This window comes from Enterobacter sp. BIDMC 29 (assembly GCF_019378755.1).
GTDB lineage: Bacteria > Pseudomonadota > Gammaproteobacteria > Enterobacterales > Enterobacteriaceae > Enterobacter > Enterobacter ludwigii.
In genome coordinates this window covers 3540556-3556818 of sequence record NZ_CP080000.1, presented here as the reverse complement: position 1 = coordinate 3556818, position 16263 = coordinate 3540556, and the positions used below count along the sequence as shown (strand labels likewise).

General features: G+C 56.5%; 18 protein-coding genes. 12 read left to right on the top strand and 6 right to left on the bottom strand.

Features of this window, described 5'->3' with window-relative positions; all coding sequences use genetic code 11:
- Position 1: 1 nt before the first annotated feature.
- Positions 2–1186: an MFS transporter TsgA gene (tsgA, locus tag JTA15_RS15860; RefSeq protein WP_219372477.1), complete on the bottom strand. Its 1185-nt coding sequence runs from the start codon at positions 1184–1186 to the stop codon at positions 2–4.
- Positions 1187–1464: 278 nt separating this feature from the next.
- Between tsgA and ppiA the strand changes: the two genes are divergently transcribed.
- The 5 genes from ppiA (at position 1465) to JTA15_RS15835 (ending at position 4805) form a co-directional block, all read left to right on the top strand.
- On the top strand, positions 1465–2037 hold the full coding sequence (ppiA, locus tag JTA15_RS15855) for a peptidylprolyl isomerase A (RefSeq protein WP_014171936.1): 573 nt from the start codon (positions 1465–1467) through the stop codon (positions 2035–2037).
- Between the two features lie 107 nt (positions 2038–2144).
- On the top strand, positions 2145–2312 hold the full coding sequence (locus JTA15_RS15850; RefSeq protein ID WP_014171935.1) for a YhfG family protein: 168 nt from the start codon (positions 2145–2147) through the stop codon (positions 2310–2312).
- A complete protein-coding gene (locus JTA15_RS15845) occupies positions 2302–2904 on the top strand; it encodes a putative adenosine monophosphate-protein transferase Fic (protein WP_025202869.1) in 603 nt (200 codons plus the stop codon). The genes JTA15_RS15850 and JTA15_RS15845 overlap by 11 nt, the downstream gene beginning before the upstream one ends.
- Positions 2905–2934: 30 nt before the next feature.
- Positions 2935–3498 (top strand): aminodeoxychorismate synthase component 2, encoded by a 564-nt coding sequence (pabA, locus tag JTA15_RS15840; protein ID WP_047954763.1) that lies wholly within the window; start codon positions 2935–2937, stop codon positions 3496–3498.
- Between the two features lie 86 nt (positions 3499–3584).
- A complete protein-coding gene (locus tag JTA15_RS15835) occupies positions 3585–4805 on the top strand; it encodes an aspartate aminotransferase family protein (protein ID WP_219372476.1) in 1221 nt (406 codons plus the stop codon).
- Here JTA15_RS15835 and JTA15_RS15830 read toward each other — a convergent pair.
- A complete protein-coding gene (locus tag JTA15_RS15830) occupies positions 4802–6889 on the bottom strand; it encodes a YccS/YhfK family putative transporter (protein WP_020884592.1) in 2088 nt (695 codons plus the stop codon). The genes JTA15_RS15835 and JTA15_RS15830 overlap by 4 nt on opposite strands.
- A 63-nt stretch (positions 6890–6952) precedes the next feature.
- Positions 6953–7585 (bottom strand): cAMP-activated global transcriptional regulator CRP, encoded by a 633-nt coding sequence (gene crp, locus JTA15_RS15825; RefSeq protein ID WP_000242758.1) that lies wholly within the window; start codon positions 7583–7585, stop codon positions 6953–6955.
- A gap of 311 nt (positions 7586–7896) precedes the next feature.
- Here crp and JTA15_RS15820 point away from each other — a divergent pair, with 311 nt between their 5' ends.
- A complete protein-coding gene (locus JTA15_RS15820) occupies positions 7897–8301 on the top strand; it encodes an OsmC family protein (protein WP_025202873.1) in 405 nt (134 codons plus the stop codon).
- 66 nt (positions 8302–8367) lie between these two features.
- Here the strand turns inward: JTA15_RS15820 and JTA15_RS15815 are convergent, their stop codons facing one another.
- Genes JTA15_RS15815 through JTA15_RS15805 form a run of 3 tightly spaced genes read right to left on the bottom strand, consistent with a single transcriptional unit; the run spans position 8368 to position 10505 of the window.
- Positions 8368–9237, bottom strand: a complete 870-nt coding sequence (locus tag JTA15_RS15815) for a phosphoribulokinase (protein ID WP_014171927.1) — start codon at positions 9235–9237, stop codon at positions 8368–8370.
- A gap of 30 nt (positions 9238–9267) precedes the next feature.
- Positions 9268–9486, bottom strand: a complete 219-nt coding sequence (locus JTA15_RS15810) for a YheU family protein (RefSeq protein ID WP_003861664.1) — start codon at positions 9484–9486, stop codon at positions 9268–9270.
- A complete protein-coding gene (locus JTA15_RS15805) occupies positions 9483–10505 on the bottom strand; it encodes a hydrolase (RefSeq protein ID WP_014171925.1) in 1023 nt (340 codons plus the stop codon). Before JTA15_RS15805 ends, JTA15_RS15810 begins: the two co-directional genes overlap by 4 nt.
- Before the next feature lie 228 nt (positions 10506–10733).
- On the opposite strand from JTA15_RS15805, the gene mdcA reads away from it, so the two are divergent.
- The 6 genes from mdcA to JTA15_RS15775 all read left to right on the top strand — a co-directional run bounded on the left by mdcA (position 10734) and on the right by JTA15_RS15775 (position 16263).
- On the top strand, positions 10734–12389 hold the full coding sequence (gene mdcA / locus JTA15_RS15800; protein ID WP_014171924.1) for a malonate decarboxylase subunit alpha: 1656 nt from the start codon (positions 10734–10736) through the stop codon (positions 12387–12389).
- A complete protein-coding gene (locus JTA15_RS15795; protein WP_219372475.1) occupies positions 12389–13246 on the top strand; it encodes a triphosphoribosyl-dephospho-CoA synthase in 858 nt (285 codons plus the stop codon). Before mdcA ends, JTA15_RS15795 begins: the two co-directional genes overlap by 1 nt.
- A 9-nt stretch (positions 13247–13255) precedes the next feature.
- On the top strand, positions 13256–13555 hold the full coding sequence (mdcC, locus tag JTA15_RS15790) for a malonate decarboxylase acyl carrier protein (RefSeq protein ID WP_219372474.1): 300 nt from the start codon (positions 13256–13258) through the stop codon (positions 13553–13555).
- A complete protein-coding gene (locus JTA15_RS15785) occupies positions 13548–14381 on the top strand; it encodes a biotin-independent malonate decarboxylase subunit beta (protein WP_014171921.1) in 834 nt (277 codons plus the stop codon). Before mdcC ends, JTA15_RS15785 begins: the two co-directional genes overlap by 8 nt.
- Complete coding sequence (gene mdcE / locus JTA15_RS15780) at positions 14381–15181, top strand: biotin-independent malonate decarboxylase subunit gamma (RefSeq protein WP_032670503.1); 801 nt, start codon at positions 14381–14383, stop codon at positions 15179–15181. Before JTA15_RS15785 ends, mdcE begins: the two co-directional genes overlap by 1 nt.
- Before the next feature lie 122 nt (positions 15182–15303).
- Positions 15304–16263 (top strand): AEC family transporter, encoded by a 960-nt coding sequence (locus tag JTA15_RS15775; RefSeq protein ID WP_014171919.1) that lies wholly within the window; start codon positions 15304–15306, stop codon positions 16261–16263.

Below are 16263 nucleotides of genomic sequence, written 5' to 3'. Positions count from 1 at the left end.
ATCAGTGGGACGCCGCTGCCGTATTATGCTGGCGGTGGCGGGTCACAAAGCCCAGAACCAGGCACATCACAAACACCACCGCGTACAAACCGTTAGCGGTATGCAGTGCGGCCAGCGGGCCGCTGTGGGCGACGATCGGGCCGGTGACCACGAAGGTCAACATGGTGCCGATGGTGCCGCAGGTCAGCACGAAGTTCACCAGTTTCGGTGACGCCACTTTGGTCTGCAGAGAGCCCAGCGTAATGATAGAGGTGTAAATCGCACTGGAGAAGAAGCCCAGGGTCAGGATGAACCACGGCATATGCTCCGGTGAACCGTTAATGAACAGGTACATCAGCACGGTTGCCATGCCCGCCAGCACGGTCAGAATGCGCTGCAGGTCGAAGAAGCGCAGGATGAAGCTAAACGCCCACATGCCGAACATGTAAGACATCCAGAAATCGCTCACCAGTTTACCCGCGTCGTTCAGGCTCATGCCCAGGCCTTTGGCGTATTCCGGCACCCAGGAGATAAAGCCCAGCTGACCGAGGATATAGCACAGTGCGGCCGCGGAGAGGAACAGTACGCCGATACCCCATTTCTCTTTCGCGACCGGCTCGTCCGTGGATTGCGCTTTTTTGCCCAGAACCGGGAATTCACAGCCGAAGGTCAGAATAAAGATTGCCACGTAGACCAGACCGATACAGGCATAAACCCAGTACCACTCAATGCTGCGTGCCAGCAGAACGGCCGCTACCATCGGGAAAATCATCCCCGCCATGCTGAAGAAGGAGTCGGTAAACAGCAGACGTGCGCCACGCTGACGACCTTCATACATATGGGTAATCAGGAACGTACCGATGGACATCGTAATACCGCTCACCAGACCCAGCACAAACATGGCGGCAGAGAACAGGGCGATGCTGTGGCTCACCATTAAACCCGCTACCGCGGCGACCATCAGCACGAAACCAAAACGCAGCTGCGTTTTCAGTGGAACAATTTCCATCAGCCAGGCATTCAGGAAAATGGAGATCAGGATCCCGGCGTTGAGGAAGGTAAAGGTGTTACTCATGCTGGAAACGGGCAGCTGGAAGTAGTCTGCGATATTACCCATCACCATCCCGGTGACGATCACCAACGCGCCGGTCAGGGCGTAGGAGAAGAAGCTGATCCATGTGAGCTTGATACGATTGCTGTTAGTCATGTCTGGCCTGTTCAGGAAAAGAAAAGCGCCCGAGGGGCGCTGAGAGCGGGCAGATTTTAGACATTAAAGTGATCCATTCATATCTTTTAAGAGAAATTCGAACACTATTGCAGGTTTTTATGTGATTCAGATCACATTAATAGGCTTCATAACCAATCGTTTGCGTGGTTACAACTGTTTCAATTTCGTAAAATTAGGTAAAAGGCTGGTCTCCGTTCATACTGCTCTTTAGAATCAAGCCATTCGCTTTTTATACTGCGCTTTGTTAAGGAATTCTCATGCTCAAATCAACGCTGGCGGCTGTCGCAGCTGTGTTTGCTCTTTCTGCCGTTTCCCCTGCTGCGCTGGCAGCCAAAGGAGACCCTCACGTTCTGCTGACCACCTCCGCCGGGAATATTGAGCTGGAACTGAATAGCCAGAAAGCTCCGGTTTCTGTGAAAAACTTCCTCGACTACGTGAATAACGGTTTCTATAACGGCACCACATTCCACCGTGTGATCCCGGGCTTTATGGTGCAGGGCGGTGGTTTTAACGAGCAAATGCAGCAAAAGCAGCCTAACGCACCGATTAAAAATGAAGCGGATAACGGCCTGCGCAACACCCGCGGTACCATCTCTATGGCGCGTACGGCAGATAAAGACAGCGCCACCAGCCAGTTCTTTATCAACGTGGCGGATAACGCCTTCCTCGACCACGGTCAGCGCGACTTCGGTTACGCGGTCTTCGGTAAAGTGGTGAAAGGGATGGATGTGGCTGACAAGATTTCTCAGGTGCAGTCCCATGACGTTGGCCCATACCAGAATGTGCCGACGAAACCGGTTGTGATCCTCTCTGCAAAAGTTCTGCCGTAACCTTCTTTGACACGGGCGCTTCTCGCCCGTGTTTCGCTCCCCTCCCTGCGAAAGCGCGTTTTGCTGCTTATACTTGTGGCACACGGACATCTTCAGGGAGGCGTTAAGTGAAAAAACTCACCGATAAGCAAAAATCCCGTCTCTGGGAGCAGCAGCGAAACAGTAATTTCCAGGCCAGCCGCCGCCTTGAGGGGGTTGATAGCCCGCTCGTTACGCTAAACGCCCAGGATGCGCAAAGCCGTCTTGAAGAACTCAGGAGGCACTATGAGCGATAAAATCGGTGACGATCGTGACCCGTATCTCTACCCGGGTCTGAATGTGATGCGTAACCGTCTGAATATCCGCCAGGCTGACCGTCTTGCAAAGGCATCCTATGAGATCACCGCGCTGCGGGTGGCGACGCTCGGCTTAGGCCCGTCGGCGCCGGGGTTGCCGCATCTCTGTGCAATCCACCGCCACCTTTATCAGGATATTTTTGACTGGGCGGGCGATATCCGCGAAATCGATATTTATCAGGGCGACACCCGCTTCTGCCACTTCGCCTACATCGAGAAAGAGGGCAATGTCCTGATGCAGGATCTCGAGGAAGAGGGGTATCTCAACGGTCTGCAGAAAGAGGAGTTTGTGGCCCGCCTGAGTCACTACTACTGTGAGATCAACGTGCTCCATCCCTTCCGGATTGGCAACGGTATCGCTCAGCGGATCTTCTTCGAACAGCTCGCCATCCATGCAGGCTATCAGCTGAGCTGGAAAGATATCGACCCGGGCAAATGGGCGGCGGCCAACCAGAGCGGCGCAATGGGCGATTTAACGGCCCTGAACGCCATCTTTGCCAAAGTAGTGAGCGAAGCGCGGGAAACTGAGTAGAATAGGGCGGCACGTTTTTCGGGAGCCGCCATGATTCTGCTGATTGATAACTACGATTCCTTCACCTGGAACCTTTACCAGTATTTTTGTGAACTGGGTGCAGAGGTGGTGGTCCGCCGCAACGACGACATCAGCCTGGCCGAAATCGACGCGCTTGACCCGCAGAAAATCGTTATCTCGCCGGGGCCCTGCACGCCGTCGGAATCGGGCATTTCGCTGGATGTCATTCATCACTACGCCGGTAAGTTGCCCATTCTTGGCGTCTGCCTGGGCCACCAGGCCATTGGGCAGGTGTTTGGTGCCACCATTGTGCGCGCCGCCAAAGTGATGCATGGCAAAACCGCGCCGGTGACCCATACCGGCACGGGCGTGTTTACGGGGCTTAATAATCCGCTTACCGTGACGCGCTACCATTCGCTGGTCATTGACCCGTCAACGCTGCCGGAATGCTTTGAGGTTACCGCCTGGAGCGATACCCGGGAGATCATGGGGATCCGACATCGTGAATGGGACCTCGAAGGGGTGCAATTCCACCCGGAGAGTATCCTCAGCGAGCAGGGACACCAGCTGCTGGCAAATTTCCTCAATCGTTGAATAGTGGTTGCCTTACTGTGATTTTTTATGCATATTTTGTGATTATATTTTCACAATCACTGTGACATAAAATGGATGGTCATGACATGGCAACTGAACAATCTGCAATTACCCGCGCGACATTCGATGAAGTCATTCTGCCGATTTATGCACCGGCTGAGTTTATCCCGGTAAAAGGGAAAGGCAGCCGAGTCTGGGATCAGCAGGGGAAAGAGTATGTTGATTTCGCCGGCGGGATTGCGGTGACGGCGCTGGGTCATTGCCATCCTGCGCTGGTGGAGGCGCTGAAAACCCAGGGGGAAACCCTGTGGCATACCAGCAACGTCTTTACCAACGAACCGGCGCTGCGTCTGGGCCGTAAGTTAATCAGCGCGACCTTCGCCGAACGCGTGCTGTTTATGAACTCCGGTACCGAAGCGAACGAAACCGCCTTCAAACTGGCGCGCTACTATGCCTCCACGCGCCACAGCCCGTACAAAACCAAAATCATTGCTTTCCACAACGCCTTCCACGGTCGCTCGCTGTTTACCGTTTCCGTCGGCGGACAGCCAAAGTATTCCGACGGTTTTGGACCAAAACCGGCCGATATTATCCATGTGCCGTTTAACGATCTGCATGCGGTAAAAGCGGTAATGGATGACCACACCTGCGCGGTGGTGGTGGAGCCGATCCAGGGAGAGGGCGGCGTAACGGCTGCCACGCCTGCGTTCCTGAAAGGGCTGCGCGACCTGTGCAATGAGCATCAGGCGCTGCTGGTATTTGATGAAGTGCAGTGCGGGATGGGCCGTACCGGCTCCCTGTTTGCCTACATGCATTACGGCGTGACGCCGGATATTCTGACCAGCGCCAAAGCGCTCGGCGGCGGCTTCCCGGTCAGTGCGGTATTAACGACGCAGGAGATTGCCTCCGCGTTCCACGTGGGTTCCCACGGCTCCACATACGGCGGTAACCCGCTGGCGAGTGCCGTCGCGGGTGCCGCGTTCGACATTATCAACACCCCTGAGGTTCTGAGCGGCGTCAACGCGAAGCGTGAGCTTTTCGTGAAGCATTTGCAGCAGATTGATGACCAGTATGACGTCTTCAGCGAGATCCGCGGGATGGGGTTACTGATCGGCGCGGAGCTGAAGCCACAGTACAAAGGCCGTGCGCGCGATTTCCTGCACGCCGCCGCCCATGAAGGGGTGATGGTGCTCAATGCCGGGCCGGACGTGATGCGCTTTGCGCCGTCGCTGGTGGTCGAAAATCAGGACATTGAAGACGGGTTAAACCGTTTTGCCGCGGCGGTCGCGAAGATCGTAAACGCTTAAGACTCCGTTCGCGTTAAGCGACGGGTTAACCATATCCCGTGGTGAGGGCGCTGACGCCATGCTACCGACGAAATGGTGTGCATGGTGTTCAGATGCCCGAGAACGCGCTGCAGATGCTGCTCCAGGGTACTCATTGGCCCGTGGGTGAGCGTCTCTGGCGCCTCCAGAATGTTCGAATCCCCTGACTCGCCAGGCGCGTCATACTCGAGTCGCTGCTGACACCGCTGCAGGGCAATCTCACACGACTGCAGGTAGCGCTGCGCCAGATCGGGCGTCAGCATCGTATGTTCCCGCGCCAGCGTGGTCATGGCGTTGATATGTTCAACGATAAACTGGCTGTGCGTCACCCAGAGCTTCATGTCCGCCAGATAGTGCGAGTTAAAGCCGGGCTCCTGCATGGCCTGATTCAGCGAGTTAAACAGGGCGTTATGCGCCTGGTTGACCTTCATCCGCTGATACGCCAGCGGAGAGGGCTGCGGGTCGTCACTCAGGATCAGGCGAATGGCCTGCTGGTCGGCCTCCAGCGCATCATGGGCGTTCTGTCTGAGCAGCCCGCTTTGCCACTGAGGCCACAGCCAGACCATGCCGCCAAAGGCAATCAGGCAGCCGATCAGGGTATCGACCAGCCTGGCGATAATAAACTGCTCGCCGTTGAGCGTGAGCAACTGCAGGGTATACACCGCCGTTACCGTAAAGCCCACCATCGCCCAGCCGTAGTTTTTGCGGATGATCAGGTAGCTCACCATCGTGATCACCAGCATCCCTGCCAGCGTATAGCCTTCCGGCACGTGAAAGTGCAGCGTAACGCCCGCAATGATCAGCCCCGCCATCGTTCCGCCTGCCCGGTGCAGAATGCGCACCCGCGTCGCGCCATAGCCGTTCTGGGTGACAAACAGGATGGTCATTAAAATCCAGTACGGTTTGGGCAGATGCAGCGCCATGCCCATCAGGCTGGCAATGCTCAGCATCACGCTAATTCGCGCGGCGTTGCGCAGGGCAGATGATTTAAGGGAGAGGTAGCTTCTGAGCGCCGGCAGCAGCGGCAGGCGTTTTTGTTTGTCGGCCATCAGGTCGCGCGGATAAAGCGGACGCTGGGTTCGTAACACGCGGGCGATACGGCTGAAGTGCCAGGCGGCAAACTGACCCACCGGGTTGTCTTCATGCTGACGGGCAATCTTCTCCAGCGCGCCGAGCTGTTTGTCCATGTTAAAGCGCGTGGGGTAGCGGTGATACAGAATATCGTCAGCCAGCACCCGAAGGCGCGCGGAGACGGTTTGCGCGTTCCAGCGGATCACCGCTTCGGCATGGCTGCGCTCGACCAGTTTTTGCACCTCCTGCGGCTGGTGCAGGCTCACGGAGATATGCTCCTGTAAGTCCAGCCCCACCTGAAAGACGCGCAGCAGCCGCTTATATTCGTGGTTCTTATTGGCGGCGAGCATATGCAGCTGCTGATAACACTGGCTTATCAGGTCCACCACCTTTTGCTGACGCGTCAGCAGCGGCGGCAGTGATTTTTCTGGATCGGTATGCTGGGTGAGCAAGGTGTATTTGGCTTCACAGTAATCCGCCAGCTGCACGTAGAGCAGGCTCAGGGATTCCCGCAGCGGCTGTTCCCGCCACAGCCAGAACCAAAACCAGTTAAACAGCCCGTACCACAGCGTACCGAGGGCGTAGATCAGCAGCGGCTCCCACACCGGCATGTTGCCCGCAAGGCTCAGCGTGAAGATGGCGGCAATCAGCGACGCGGGAAGCAAACGCGCGTGCAGTGAGCTGATTTCAGCGGTTACGCCCAGGGTCATCGCCAGGACGGTGAGGATCAGCGGCAGCGGGATATCGCGGGCCAGCAAAAGCTGCACGGCGAGGCTACAGCCCGCAAACAGCGAGCCGCCCACGATCAGCCGTTTGAAAAAGCGCTTATGCGGTGTATCCAGACCGGCAATGTTGCAGCAGGCGGGAACGAGAGAGAAGAGCAGACCTTGCTGAAGATGGCCCAGAATCAGGCCCACGGCCACAGGAAGGCACAACACCAGCGTTTGTCGCAGTGCGTAGTTAACTTCCGGGTGATAAATCAGCCTGCGCCACATGGGGAATAGAGACAAAAACGGCGTGACACCTTGCGCTTGCGATGGCCCGCCGTTTGAGCGGAATTAACGTGTTCCGTAAACCACAATGGTTTTACCGTGTGCGGAGATCAGGTTCTGATCTTCCAGCATTTTCAGAATACGGCCCACTGTTTCACGGGAGCAACCGACAATCTGACCGATTTCCTGACGGGTAATTTTAATTTGCATGCCATCAGGGTGAGTCATCGCATCGGGTTGTTTCGCCAGATTCAGCAGGGTCTGAGCGATACGGCCGGTCACGTCCAGGAAGGCGAGGTTACCCACTTTCTCAGATGTCACCTGCAGACGGCGCGCCATCTGCGAAGAAAGACGCATCAGGATGTCAGGGTTAACCTGAATCAACTGACGGAATTTCTTGTAGGAAATTTCAGCCACTTCACATGCTGTCTTTGCACGAACCCAGGCGCTACGTTCCTGGCCTTCTTCAAACAGGCCCAGTTCACCGATGAAATCGCCCTGGTTCAGATAAGAAAGGATCATCTCTTTCCCTTCTTCATCTTTGATCAGCACTGCCACCGAGCCTTTGACGATGTAATACAACGTTTCCGCTTTTTCACCCTGGTGAATCAGCGTGCTCTTCGATGGGTACTTATGAATGTGGCAATGAGACAAGAACCATTCGAGAGTCGGGTCTGTTTGCGGTTTGCCAAGCACCATGCGCTGTTATCCTCTGTTATAAGCTGTCACCAGAGTCATAAGATGCATCCGGACTCTGGGGTTGCAATCGAATTCTTACCCATACCCTGGGAAGTCGGCTATCGTAACGTTTCGCAGCCAGTAAAGTTTGATGTCCTCTGCATACATGTGTAACGTCAATGTATTACTGTAGCATCCTGAGTGTTTTAGCATAGCTTTCGCCGCGTGTCTCCTGGTGTCTCGCTTCAGCATGACGCAGGTCGCCTTCCATTGCGAGAAATGTAACGCACGCGTAATCTGTCACCAAAAATGCAACGTTGGAGTGAGTGAATATGCAAGCGCGTGTGAAATGGGTTGAAGGTTTAACGTTCCTGGGCGAGTCCGCTTCAGGACACCAGATTTTGATGGATGGTAACTCCGGCGATAAAGCACCAAGCCCAATGGAAATGGTGCTGATGGCAGCAGGTGGATGCAGCGCAATTGATGTGGTGTCGATCCTGCAAAAAGGCCGTCACGATGTGACCGACTGCGAAGTAAAACTCACCTCAGAACGCCGCGAAGAGGCACCACGCCTGTTTACCCACATTAACCTGCATTTCATCGTCAGCGGGAAAGAACTGAAAGACGCGGCGGTCTCACGCGCGGTCGATCTTTCAGCGGAGAAATACTGCTCGGTCGCCTTAATGCTCGAGAAAGCGGTAAAAATTACGCATTCGTATGAAGTGATCGACGCCTGATATTGGGGGGCATCGTTCATCCTGATGCCCTCACCGAAACCCTCTCCCACGCGGAGAGGGAAATCATCAGGCGATTTTCTTCCCTTCTATCAACCGCTGCACCAGCGGCATCATAATTAATTCCATTGCCAGCCCCATTTTTCCGCCCGGAACCACTAACGTATTCATGTGCGAAATAAACGAGCCCTGCAGCATCGCCAGCAGCCAGGGGTAATCAATGCCGTCGAGATTGCGGAAATGGATAACCACAAAGCTCTCATCCAGCGACGGGATACTTTTGGCGGCGAACGGGTTAGAGGTGTCCACTGTCGGTACGCGCTGGAAGTTGATATGCGTGCGGGAGAACTGCGGCGTCAGATAAGTAATGTAGTCTTCCATGGAGCGCACGACGGAATCCATCACCGCCTCACGTGAATGGCCGCGCTCGCTGATGTCACGCGTCAGCTTCTGGATCCACTCAAGGTTCACGATGGGCACCACGCCAACCAGCAGATCCACGTGACGCGCCACGTCATGCTGCGGCGTCACCACGCCACCGTGCAACCCTTCGTAAAACAGGACGTCGGTCGGTTCCGGCAGCGGTTGCCAGGGGGTAAAGGTGCCTGGCACCTGGTTCCAGGGAACGGCTTCATCGTAGGTGTGCAGATATTTGCGTGACTGCCCCTTGCCGCTCTGGCCGTACTCCTGAAAGGTTTGCTCCAGCAGGCCGAAGTCATTGGCCTCCGGGCCGAAGTAGCTGATGTGTTTACCCAGATCGCGCGCCTTGCGGATAGCCATATCCATCTCCGGGCGCGTGTAGCGGTGAAAGCTATCGCCTTCGACCTCCGCCGCACGGAGATTCAGTTGGGCGAAAATCTTACGAAAAGCGAGGCTGGTCGTGGTGGTTCCCGCACCACTCGAACCCGTAACGGCAATAACCGGATGTCTGGCAGACATAGCAACTCCCTGACTGGAAAGGTTTAAAGATCAGCCATGAAACGCGTTGCGGGGCATGATATTGACCGTCTCATGCAGTTCAGACCATACCAGCACCACGTCGCCGCTTTTGAGTTGGCGCTTCACATCGTTGACCTTTTGCTCAAGCGAACGTTCATGTTCACCATAATCGGTACCTTCGCGCAAGACAAAGCTTTCAATCAGATTATCGAGCGTTTCGGGGGAGAGATCCTGCCACGGAATAATCATTTTGCACCGTCCAGATAAGGGGTAAGCCAGTCAGGAATACGCGACTCCAGCCACATTTTCGGGCGGCGCAACGTTCCACCGATGAACCCCACGTGACCACCATGCTCTGTCAGCTGATAGTGAACGTTGGCAGGCAGAAATTCCTGCGCGGGGATTGAGTGATGATCCATAAACGGGTCATCTTTGGCATGAATGATAAGCGTCGGTTGCGTGATCTTGCTGAGCAGCGGCATGGCGCTGCACTGACGGTAGTAGTCAATCGCATCGGCAAAACCGTGAATTTTGGCGGTGATCAGATCGTCGAATTCGCGGATGCGACGGACCTTTTTCAACTGACGCAGGCTCACCGGCAGCGTATCCGGATAGGCTTTCAACTTGCGCGCCGCGTTGGCTTTCAGCAGGTTGAGCAGGTAACGTTGATAGACCCGGGAAAAGCCTTTCTCCATATGGTAGCTGCACTGCTCCAGCATAAAGGGCGCGGAGACAATGACGGCCGCATCCAGCGGCACGGTGTCGCCCTCTTTTGCCAGCAGGCAGGCCAGCATATTGCCACCCAGCGAGTAGCCCACGGCCGCCGTCGGGACGGTACCAAAGTTTTCCCGTAACCAGTGTAAAAACCAGGTGCCGTCTTCGGTTTCACCCGAGTGATAGATGCGCTTCTGGCGATTCGGTTCGCCGCTACAGCCGCGAAAGTGCATCACCACGCCGAGCCAGCCCCGCGCTTTGGCTGCCTGGATGAGCCCGTGTGCATAGGGGCTGTGCAGACTGCCTTCCAGACCGTGAAAAACCACCAGACGCGGCTTGTGGCGCGCCTGTTCTGGCTCTTCGCTCCATGCCAGGTCCAGAAAGTCACCGTCCGGTAAGTCTAGCCGTTGCCAGTGCGGCGTGAACTGAACCTTACGGCGGATGAGTCGCGGCAGCATGGTCTGCAGATGGCAATTGGCCACGCCGCGCATGGGCACGAACTCGGTGCTGTCTTCGGCGATGATGTCGAAGTCTGATGGAATGATTTGGCTCATAACGGCGATGCTAATTCTTGTCAGTTATTTTCTGTTCTTTCCGAATTGTACCCCGTTTAGCCTGGTTTTCCGAAACATGAACTGATCTCGATCACAAATATTTACCTTGATTATTACTCTCAGGCTAATGATTCCGCCCTGCGCTTAATTGATGACTTCCTCGCCACAGCGCACACTTTACACAACGTTAAGCAAATCAGAATGATGTGCTGAATCAGGAGGTTAATAATGTTATCTGGGCAAACACCCACCCGGCAATGGAACACACGACGCACCGAGAAAGCGCGTCGTCTGGCCTCCGTACCGGTGCAGGGCAAGGTACTGCCAACCGGCGATCTTGTCGCCATGCTGGAAAAACTGATCGCGCCTGGCGACAAAGTCGTTCTGGAAGGTAATAACCAGAAGCAGGCCGATTTCCTTTCACGCTCGCTGGCTGAAGTGAACCCGCAAATCGTGCATGACCTGCACATGATTATGCCAAGCGTGGGCCGTAGCGAGCATCTGGATATCTTTGAGAAAGGTATCGCCCGCAAGCTGGACTTCTCCTTCTCCGGTACCCAGAGCCTGCGCATCTCGCAGCTGCTGGAAGATGGTCAGCTCGAAATTGGCGCTATCCATACCTACATAGAACTCTATTCACGTCTGTACGTGGACCTCTCGCCAAACGTGGCGCTGATTGCCGGCTTTAAAGCGGACCGAAAAGGTAATCTTTATACCGGTGCAAGCACCGAAGATACCCCCGCGCTGGTGGAAGCGGCCGCGTTCCATGACGGCATTGTCATCGCACAGGTGAATGAGCTGGTGGACGACGAATGCGACCTGCCGCGCGTTGATATTCCCGGCTCCTGGATTGACTTCGTGGTGGTGGCCGACAAACCGTTCTTTATCGAACCGCTGTTTACCCGCGACCCGCGTCTCATCAAACAGGAACATATCCTGATGGCGATGATGGCCATTAAGGGCATTTATGCGGAACATCAGGTGCAATCCCTGAACCACGGGATTGGTTTTAATACCGCGGCGATTGAACTGCTGCTGCCGACCTACGGTGAACAGCTCGGCCTGAAAGGCAAAATCTGTAAACACTGGACCCTTAACCCGCACCCAACCCTGATCCCGGCGATTGAAAGCGGCTGGGTGGAAAGCGTGCACTGCTTCGGCGGTGAGCTGGGGATGGAAGAGTACATTCGTGCACGTCCGGATATCTTCTTTACCGGTGCCGACGGCTCTATGCGTTCCAACCGCGCCTTCTGTCAGCTGGCAGGCCAGTACGCCGTTGATATGTTCATCGGCTCAACCCTGCAGGTTGACGGGTATGCCAACTCCTCAACCGTGACCCGTGGTCGTCTCTCTGGTTTCGGCGGTGCGCCAAACATGGGCCATGACCCGCATGGTCGTCGTCATGCCACCCCGGCCTGGCTGAACATGATCACCGAACCTGATCCGATGCAGCGCGGTAAAAAACTCGTCGTCCAGATGGTGGAAACCTTCCAGGCAGGCGTGAAACCGACCTTTGTGGAAAAACTCGATGCTGTTGACGTTGCGAAAGCGTCCGGGATGCCTCTGGCTCCGGTCATGATCTACGGCGACGACGTGACACATGTGCTGACGGAAGAGGGGATTGCTTACCTCTATCGCGCAGAAAGTCTGGAAGAGCGCCGGGCGATGGTTGCGGCCGTCGCGGGGATCACCGATATCGGTCTGGGCGTCGATGCCAAACGTGTGGCGCAGTTGCGCCAGAGCGGCAAAGTGGTTTACCCGGAAGATATGGGAATTCGCCGCACCGATGCCACCCGTTCTCTGCTGGCAGCAGGCAGCGTGTCAGACCTGGTTGAATGGTCTGGCGGTCTTTACAACCCACCTGCGAAATTCCGGAGCTGGTAATGAAACTTCTGCCCCAGATTCAGGTTGAAGGCGGTGCCGAATGGCTGGCGCGAACCGCCACGCAGTGTCTGATTGACGAAGCACAGTTAAGCCCGAAACCCGGTCTGGTGGACAGTCGGGGGAACGGCGCGCACCACGATCTGTCGCTCGCGTTGATGGAGCGTTCCGCGCGCAGCCTGACCCCCACGTTTCAGACGCTGGCGCAACACAGCTGGCAGCGTCCGGCGGATATTGCGCTCAGGCAAACCATAGGGCGGCTCGGCCGTGAAGGTGAGCAGCAGATGATGGCGGCTACCGACGGTGTAAATACCCACCGCGGCGCGATTTGGGCGCTGGGGCTGCTGGTCAGTGCCGTGGCGATGCTCGGTGGCGATGCCAGCGCGCAGGCGGTAGCGAATACCGCGGCACAGCTGGCGAAACTGCCCGATGACGTGGCGCCGAAAGTGTTCAGCAAAGGGCTACGCGCCACGCGCCGCTACCGGGTTCCGGGCGCACGTGAAGAGGCTCAGCAGGCATTTCCACACGTGATGCAGCGTGCTCTGCCGCGGCTTCGTCTGAGCCGTCTTAACGGCAGCAGCGAAACGTACGCAAGGCTCGATGCGCTGATGGCCATCATGACGTCGCTTACCGACACCTGCGTGCTGTCGCGCGCCGGGATGGCGGGGCTGGAGGCCATGCAGAACGGTGCGCGTGCGGTGCTGAGTGCCGGAGGATGCGCGACATCCGCAGGCCAGATGGCGCTGGCGAGGTTAGACCGCCACATGCTGGCACTCAATGCCTCACCGGGCGGAGCAGCCGACCTGCTTGCCGCCACGCTGTTTCTCGATCGCATCGAAACGCCTTATTCAAAGCATTAAGAGGATGTTATGGAAAAAATCACATTAACCATGCCAGCGAGCCGCGCGTTAAGCGGCAAAGCGCTCGCAGGGGTTGTTGGTTCCGGGGATATGGAGGTGTTGTTTGCCGCCGAACCGGGCCAGACGTTAACCATTGATATCACCACGTCCGTCGACAACAGCCGCGGTCGCTGGGAGGCGTTGTTCAGCCGCCTGCACACCGTCAGCAGCCTGCCTGCAGGAAAACTGACGATCCACGACTTTGGCGCGACGCCGGGGGTGGCACGCATTCGTATCGAACAGGTTTTTGAAGGGGTGAGCCATGCGTGATGATCGGAGTTTTATTGAATTAAAAGCTCGCCAGCGTGCGCAGGCATTGCTGGACGACGGGAGCTATCGCGAACTGCTGGATCCTTTTGAAGGCATTATCTCCCCGTGGCTGGGGCCGCAGGGCATCGTTCCTCAGGCCGATGACGGCATGGTGGTCGCCAAAGGCACCCTCAACGGCCAGCCTGCGGTAGTGGTGGCGATCGAAGGTGCGTTCCAGGGCGGCAGTATGGGCGAAGTGTCTGGCGCCAAAATGGCGGCCGCGCTGGAGCTGGCGGCAGAAGATAACCGCAACGGGATCCCGACGCAGGCGGTACTGTGTCTCGAAACCGGCGGCGTGCGCCTGCAGGAAGCCAACCTTGGCCTGGCGGCCATTGCCGATATTCATGCGGCAATTGTTGACCTGCGCCGTTACACCCCGGTGGTCGGGATTGTGGCCGGGACCGTGGGCTGCTTCGGTGGGATGTCTATCGCTGCTGCACTGTGCAGTTACCTGATTGTCACCCGCGAAGCGCGTCTCGGTCTGAATGGTCCTCAGGTTATCGAGCAGGAAGCGGGGATTGAAGAGTATGACTCCCGCGACCGTCCGTTTATCTGGAGCATGACCGGTGGCGAAGTCCGCTATGAAAGCGGCCTGGTGGATGCGCTGGTTGGCGATGGCGTGAATGCGGTGAAAGCGGCGATGAACGACGCGATTGCCAAAGGCGTGCCTGCGAAACATCGCACCGATAACTATGACGATTACCTGAACCGTCTGACGAATTTCGACACCCGCAAACAGGCCGATGCCGAACAGATTAAAGCGCTCTTTGCCCGGGAGGTGAAATGATGACTAACTCAGTAAGCCGTGGCGAACTCTGGCTGCAAACGCTCGCGCCGAACGCCAGACGCCTGGAAGGGTTATGCCCGTCCGTACAGGCGGCCGATGGTGAACTTAACGGTGAAACGGTACGTTTTGTTGCCGTGGTACCGGATGCCAACAACCACTTCCCGCGCGCGGCGAAAGGGGAAGTCGGTCTGCTGGAAGGCTGGACGCTGGCGAAAGTGGTGAGCGAAACCGTTGCCGCCGATGCCAACAGCGCCGTGAAGCGCCCGATCGTGGCGGTGATTGACGTGCCAAGCCAGGCCTATGGCCGTCGTGAAGAGGCATTTGGTATTCACCAGGCGTTGGCCGGCGCGGCGGCGGCCTATGCTAACGCGCGTCTGGCCGGTCATCCGGTGATTGGGCTTATCGTTGGTAAAGCGATGTCCGGTGCGTTTCTGGCGCACGGGTACCAGGCAAACCGCCTGATTGCCTTTAACGATAAAGGCGTGCTGATCCATGCCATGGGTAAAGAGTCTGCGGCGCGTATTACGCTACGTACCGTGGATGCGCTGGAAAAACTGGCGGCAACGATCCCGCCAATGGCCTATGACATCAGCAACTACGCCACACTGGGGCTGCTTTCCAACCTGCTGGACATCAGCAACCCGGATGCCCCTTCTGAAAACGATCTGACGCAGGTGAAAACCACGCTGCAACAGGCCATCCATGACGCTCGTCAGGACAACACCCTGAAAAACCGTCTCGGTGCTGACAATCGCCGCAGCTCTGCCCTCGTACGCGAACGCATGCGGGCAAGCTGGTAAGTAAAAAGAGACCTGCCAGATGCACTCCCCGCGGACGTAACCGTTACGTCCGCGCGGGAACCTGCATCCTGAAAATAATAATCATCGCGCCAGTGCTTAAACTTTTTTACTACAGGTGAATTATGACTTACGTAATTGTTCATGCTCTTGCACCGATTTTCGTCATCATGCTGCTGGGATTCTGGGCCGGTAAGGCAAAGATGGTCGATAACAAAAATGTCTCCCTGCTCAATATTTTCGTCATGGATTTTGCTTTGCCTGCCGCGCTGTTCAGCGCCACGGTGCAAACCCCGTGGACCGGCATCGTAGCCCAGTCGCCGCTGATTCTGGTGCTGACCCTGGCGATGTGGATAACCTACGCGGCCATTTACTTCCTCGCGACCAGCGTCTTTAAAAAATCCCCACAGGATGCCGCCGTGCTTACGCTGACGGTTGCGCTGCCAAACTATGCCGCGCTTGGCTTGCCGATTCTGGGCAGCGTGCTTGGTGAGAGCTCTTCAACCTCACTGTCCGTGGCGGTCTCTATCGCCTGTGGTTCGGTACTGATGACGCCGTTCTGCCTGCTGATTCTGGAACGTGAAAAAGCGCGTGCCGAAGGCAATAACTCCGGTTCAACGCTCTCGATGCTGCCGGTGCTGATGTGGCGCTCGATTAAAAAACCGATTGTGATGGGTCCCCTGCTGGGTGTGATTTTGTCTGCTATCGGCATCAAAATGCCTGAACTTGTTCTGGCCGCCATTAAGCCACTGGGCCTTTCTGCAACGGCTGCCGCGCTGTTCCTGACCGGGGTGATCCTCTCTGCGCGTAAGCTGCAGATCAACACCATGGTGATTACCTCAACCGTAGCCAAGCTGCTGATCCAGCCTGCGATTGCCTGGGGTATCGTTCTGATCTTCGGTCTGCACGGCTCCGTGGCGATCACCGCTATTCTGATGATTGCGCTCTCAGCCGGTTTCTTCGGCGTGGTGTTCGGTAACCGCTTTGGCGTGCAGTCTCCGGATGCGGAAGCGGTGCTGCTGTTAAGCTCGGTACTGTGTATCCTGTCGCTGCCGCTGTTTATCTCGCTGACTTCAGGAATGTAA

Bases quoted from the DNA above. Each gene is read 5' to 3' on its own strand.
- tsgA (WP_219372477.1), bottom strand. From the start codon at position 1,186: ATGACTAACAGCAATCGTATCAAGCTCACATGGATCAGCTTCTTCTCC.
- ppiA (WP_014171936.1), top strand. From the start codon at position 1,465: ATGCTCAAATCAACGCTGGCGGCTGTCGCAGCTGTGTTTGCTCTTTCT.
- JTA15_RS15845 (WP_025202869.1), top strand. From the start codon at position 2,302: ATGAGCGATAAAATCGGTGACGATCGTGACCCGTATCTCTACCCGGGT.
- pabA (WP_047954763.1), top strand. From the start codon at position 2,935: ATGATTCTGCTGATTGATAACTACGATTCCTTCACCTGGAACCTTTAC.
- JTA15_RS15835 (WP_219372476.1), top strand. From the start codon at position 3,585: ATGGCAACTGAACAATCTGCAATTACCCGCGCGACATTCGATGAAGTC.
- JTA15_RS15830 (WP_020884592.1), bottom strand. From the start codon at position 6,889: ATGTGGCGCAGGCTGATTTATCACCCGGAAGTTAACTACGCACTGCGA.
- crp (WP_000242758.1), bottom strand. From the start codon at position 7,585: ATGGTGCTTGGCAAACCGCAAACAGACCCGACTCTCGAATGGTTCTTG.
- JTA15_RS15820 (WP_025202873.1), top strand. From the start codon at position 7,897: ATGCAAGCGCGTGTGAAATGGGTTGAAGGTTTAACGTTCCTGGGCGAG.
- JTA15_RS15815 (WP_014171927.1), bottom strand. From the start codon at position 9,237: ATGTCTGCCAGACATCCGGTTATTGCCGTTACGGGTTCGAGTGGTGCG.
- JTA15_RS15810 (WP_003861664.1), bottom strand. From the start codon at position 9,486: ATGATTATTCCGTGGCAGGATCTCTCCCCCGAAACGCTCGATAATCTG.
- JTA15_RS15805 (WP_014171925.1), bottom strand. From the start codon at position 10,505: ATGAGCCAAATCATTCCATCAGACTTCGACATCATCGCCGAAGACAGC.
- mdcA (WP_014171924.1), top strand. From the start codon at position 10,734: ATGTTATCTGGGCAAACACCCACCCGGCAATGGAACACACGACGCACC.
- JTA15_RS15795 (WP_219372475.1), top strand. From the start codon at position 12,389: ATGAAACTTCTGCCCCAGATTCAGGTTGAAGGCGGTGCCGAATGGCTG.
- mdcC (WP_219372474.1), top strand. From the start codon at position 13,256: ATGGAAAAAATCACATTAACCATGCCAGCGAGCCGCGCGTTAAGCGGC.
- JTA15_RS15785 (WP_014171921.1), top strand. From the start codon at position 13,548: ATGCGTGATGATCGGAGTTTTATTGAATTAAAAGCTCGCCAGCGTGCG.
- mdcE (WP_032670503.1), top strand. From the start codon at position 14,381: ATGACTAACTCAGTAAGCCGTGGCGAACTCTGGCTGCAAACGCTCGCG.
- JTA15_RS15775 (WP_014171919.1), top strand. From the start codon at position 15,304: ATGACTTACGTAATTGTTCATGCTCTTGCACCGATTTTCGTCATCATG.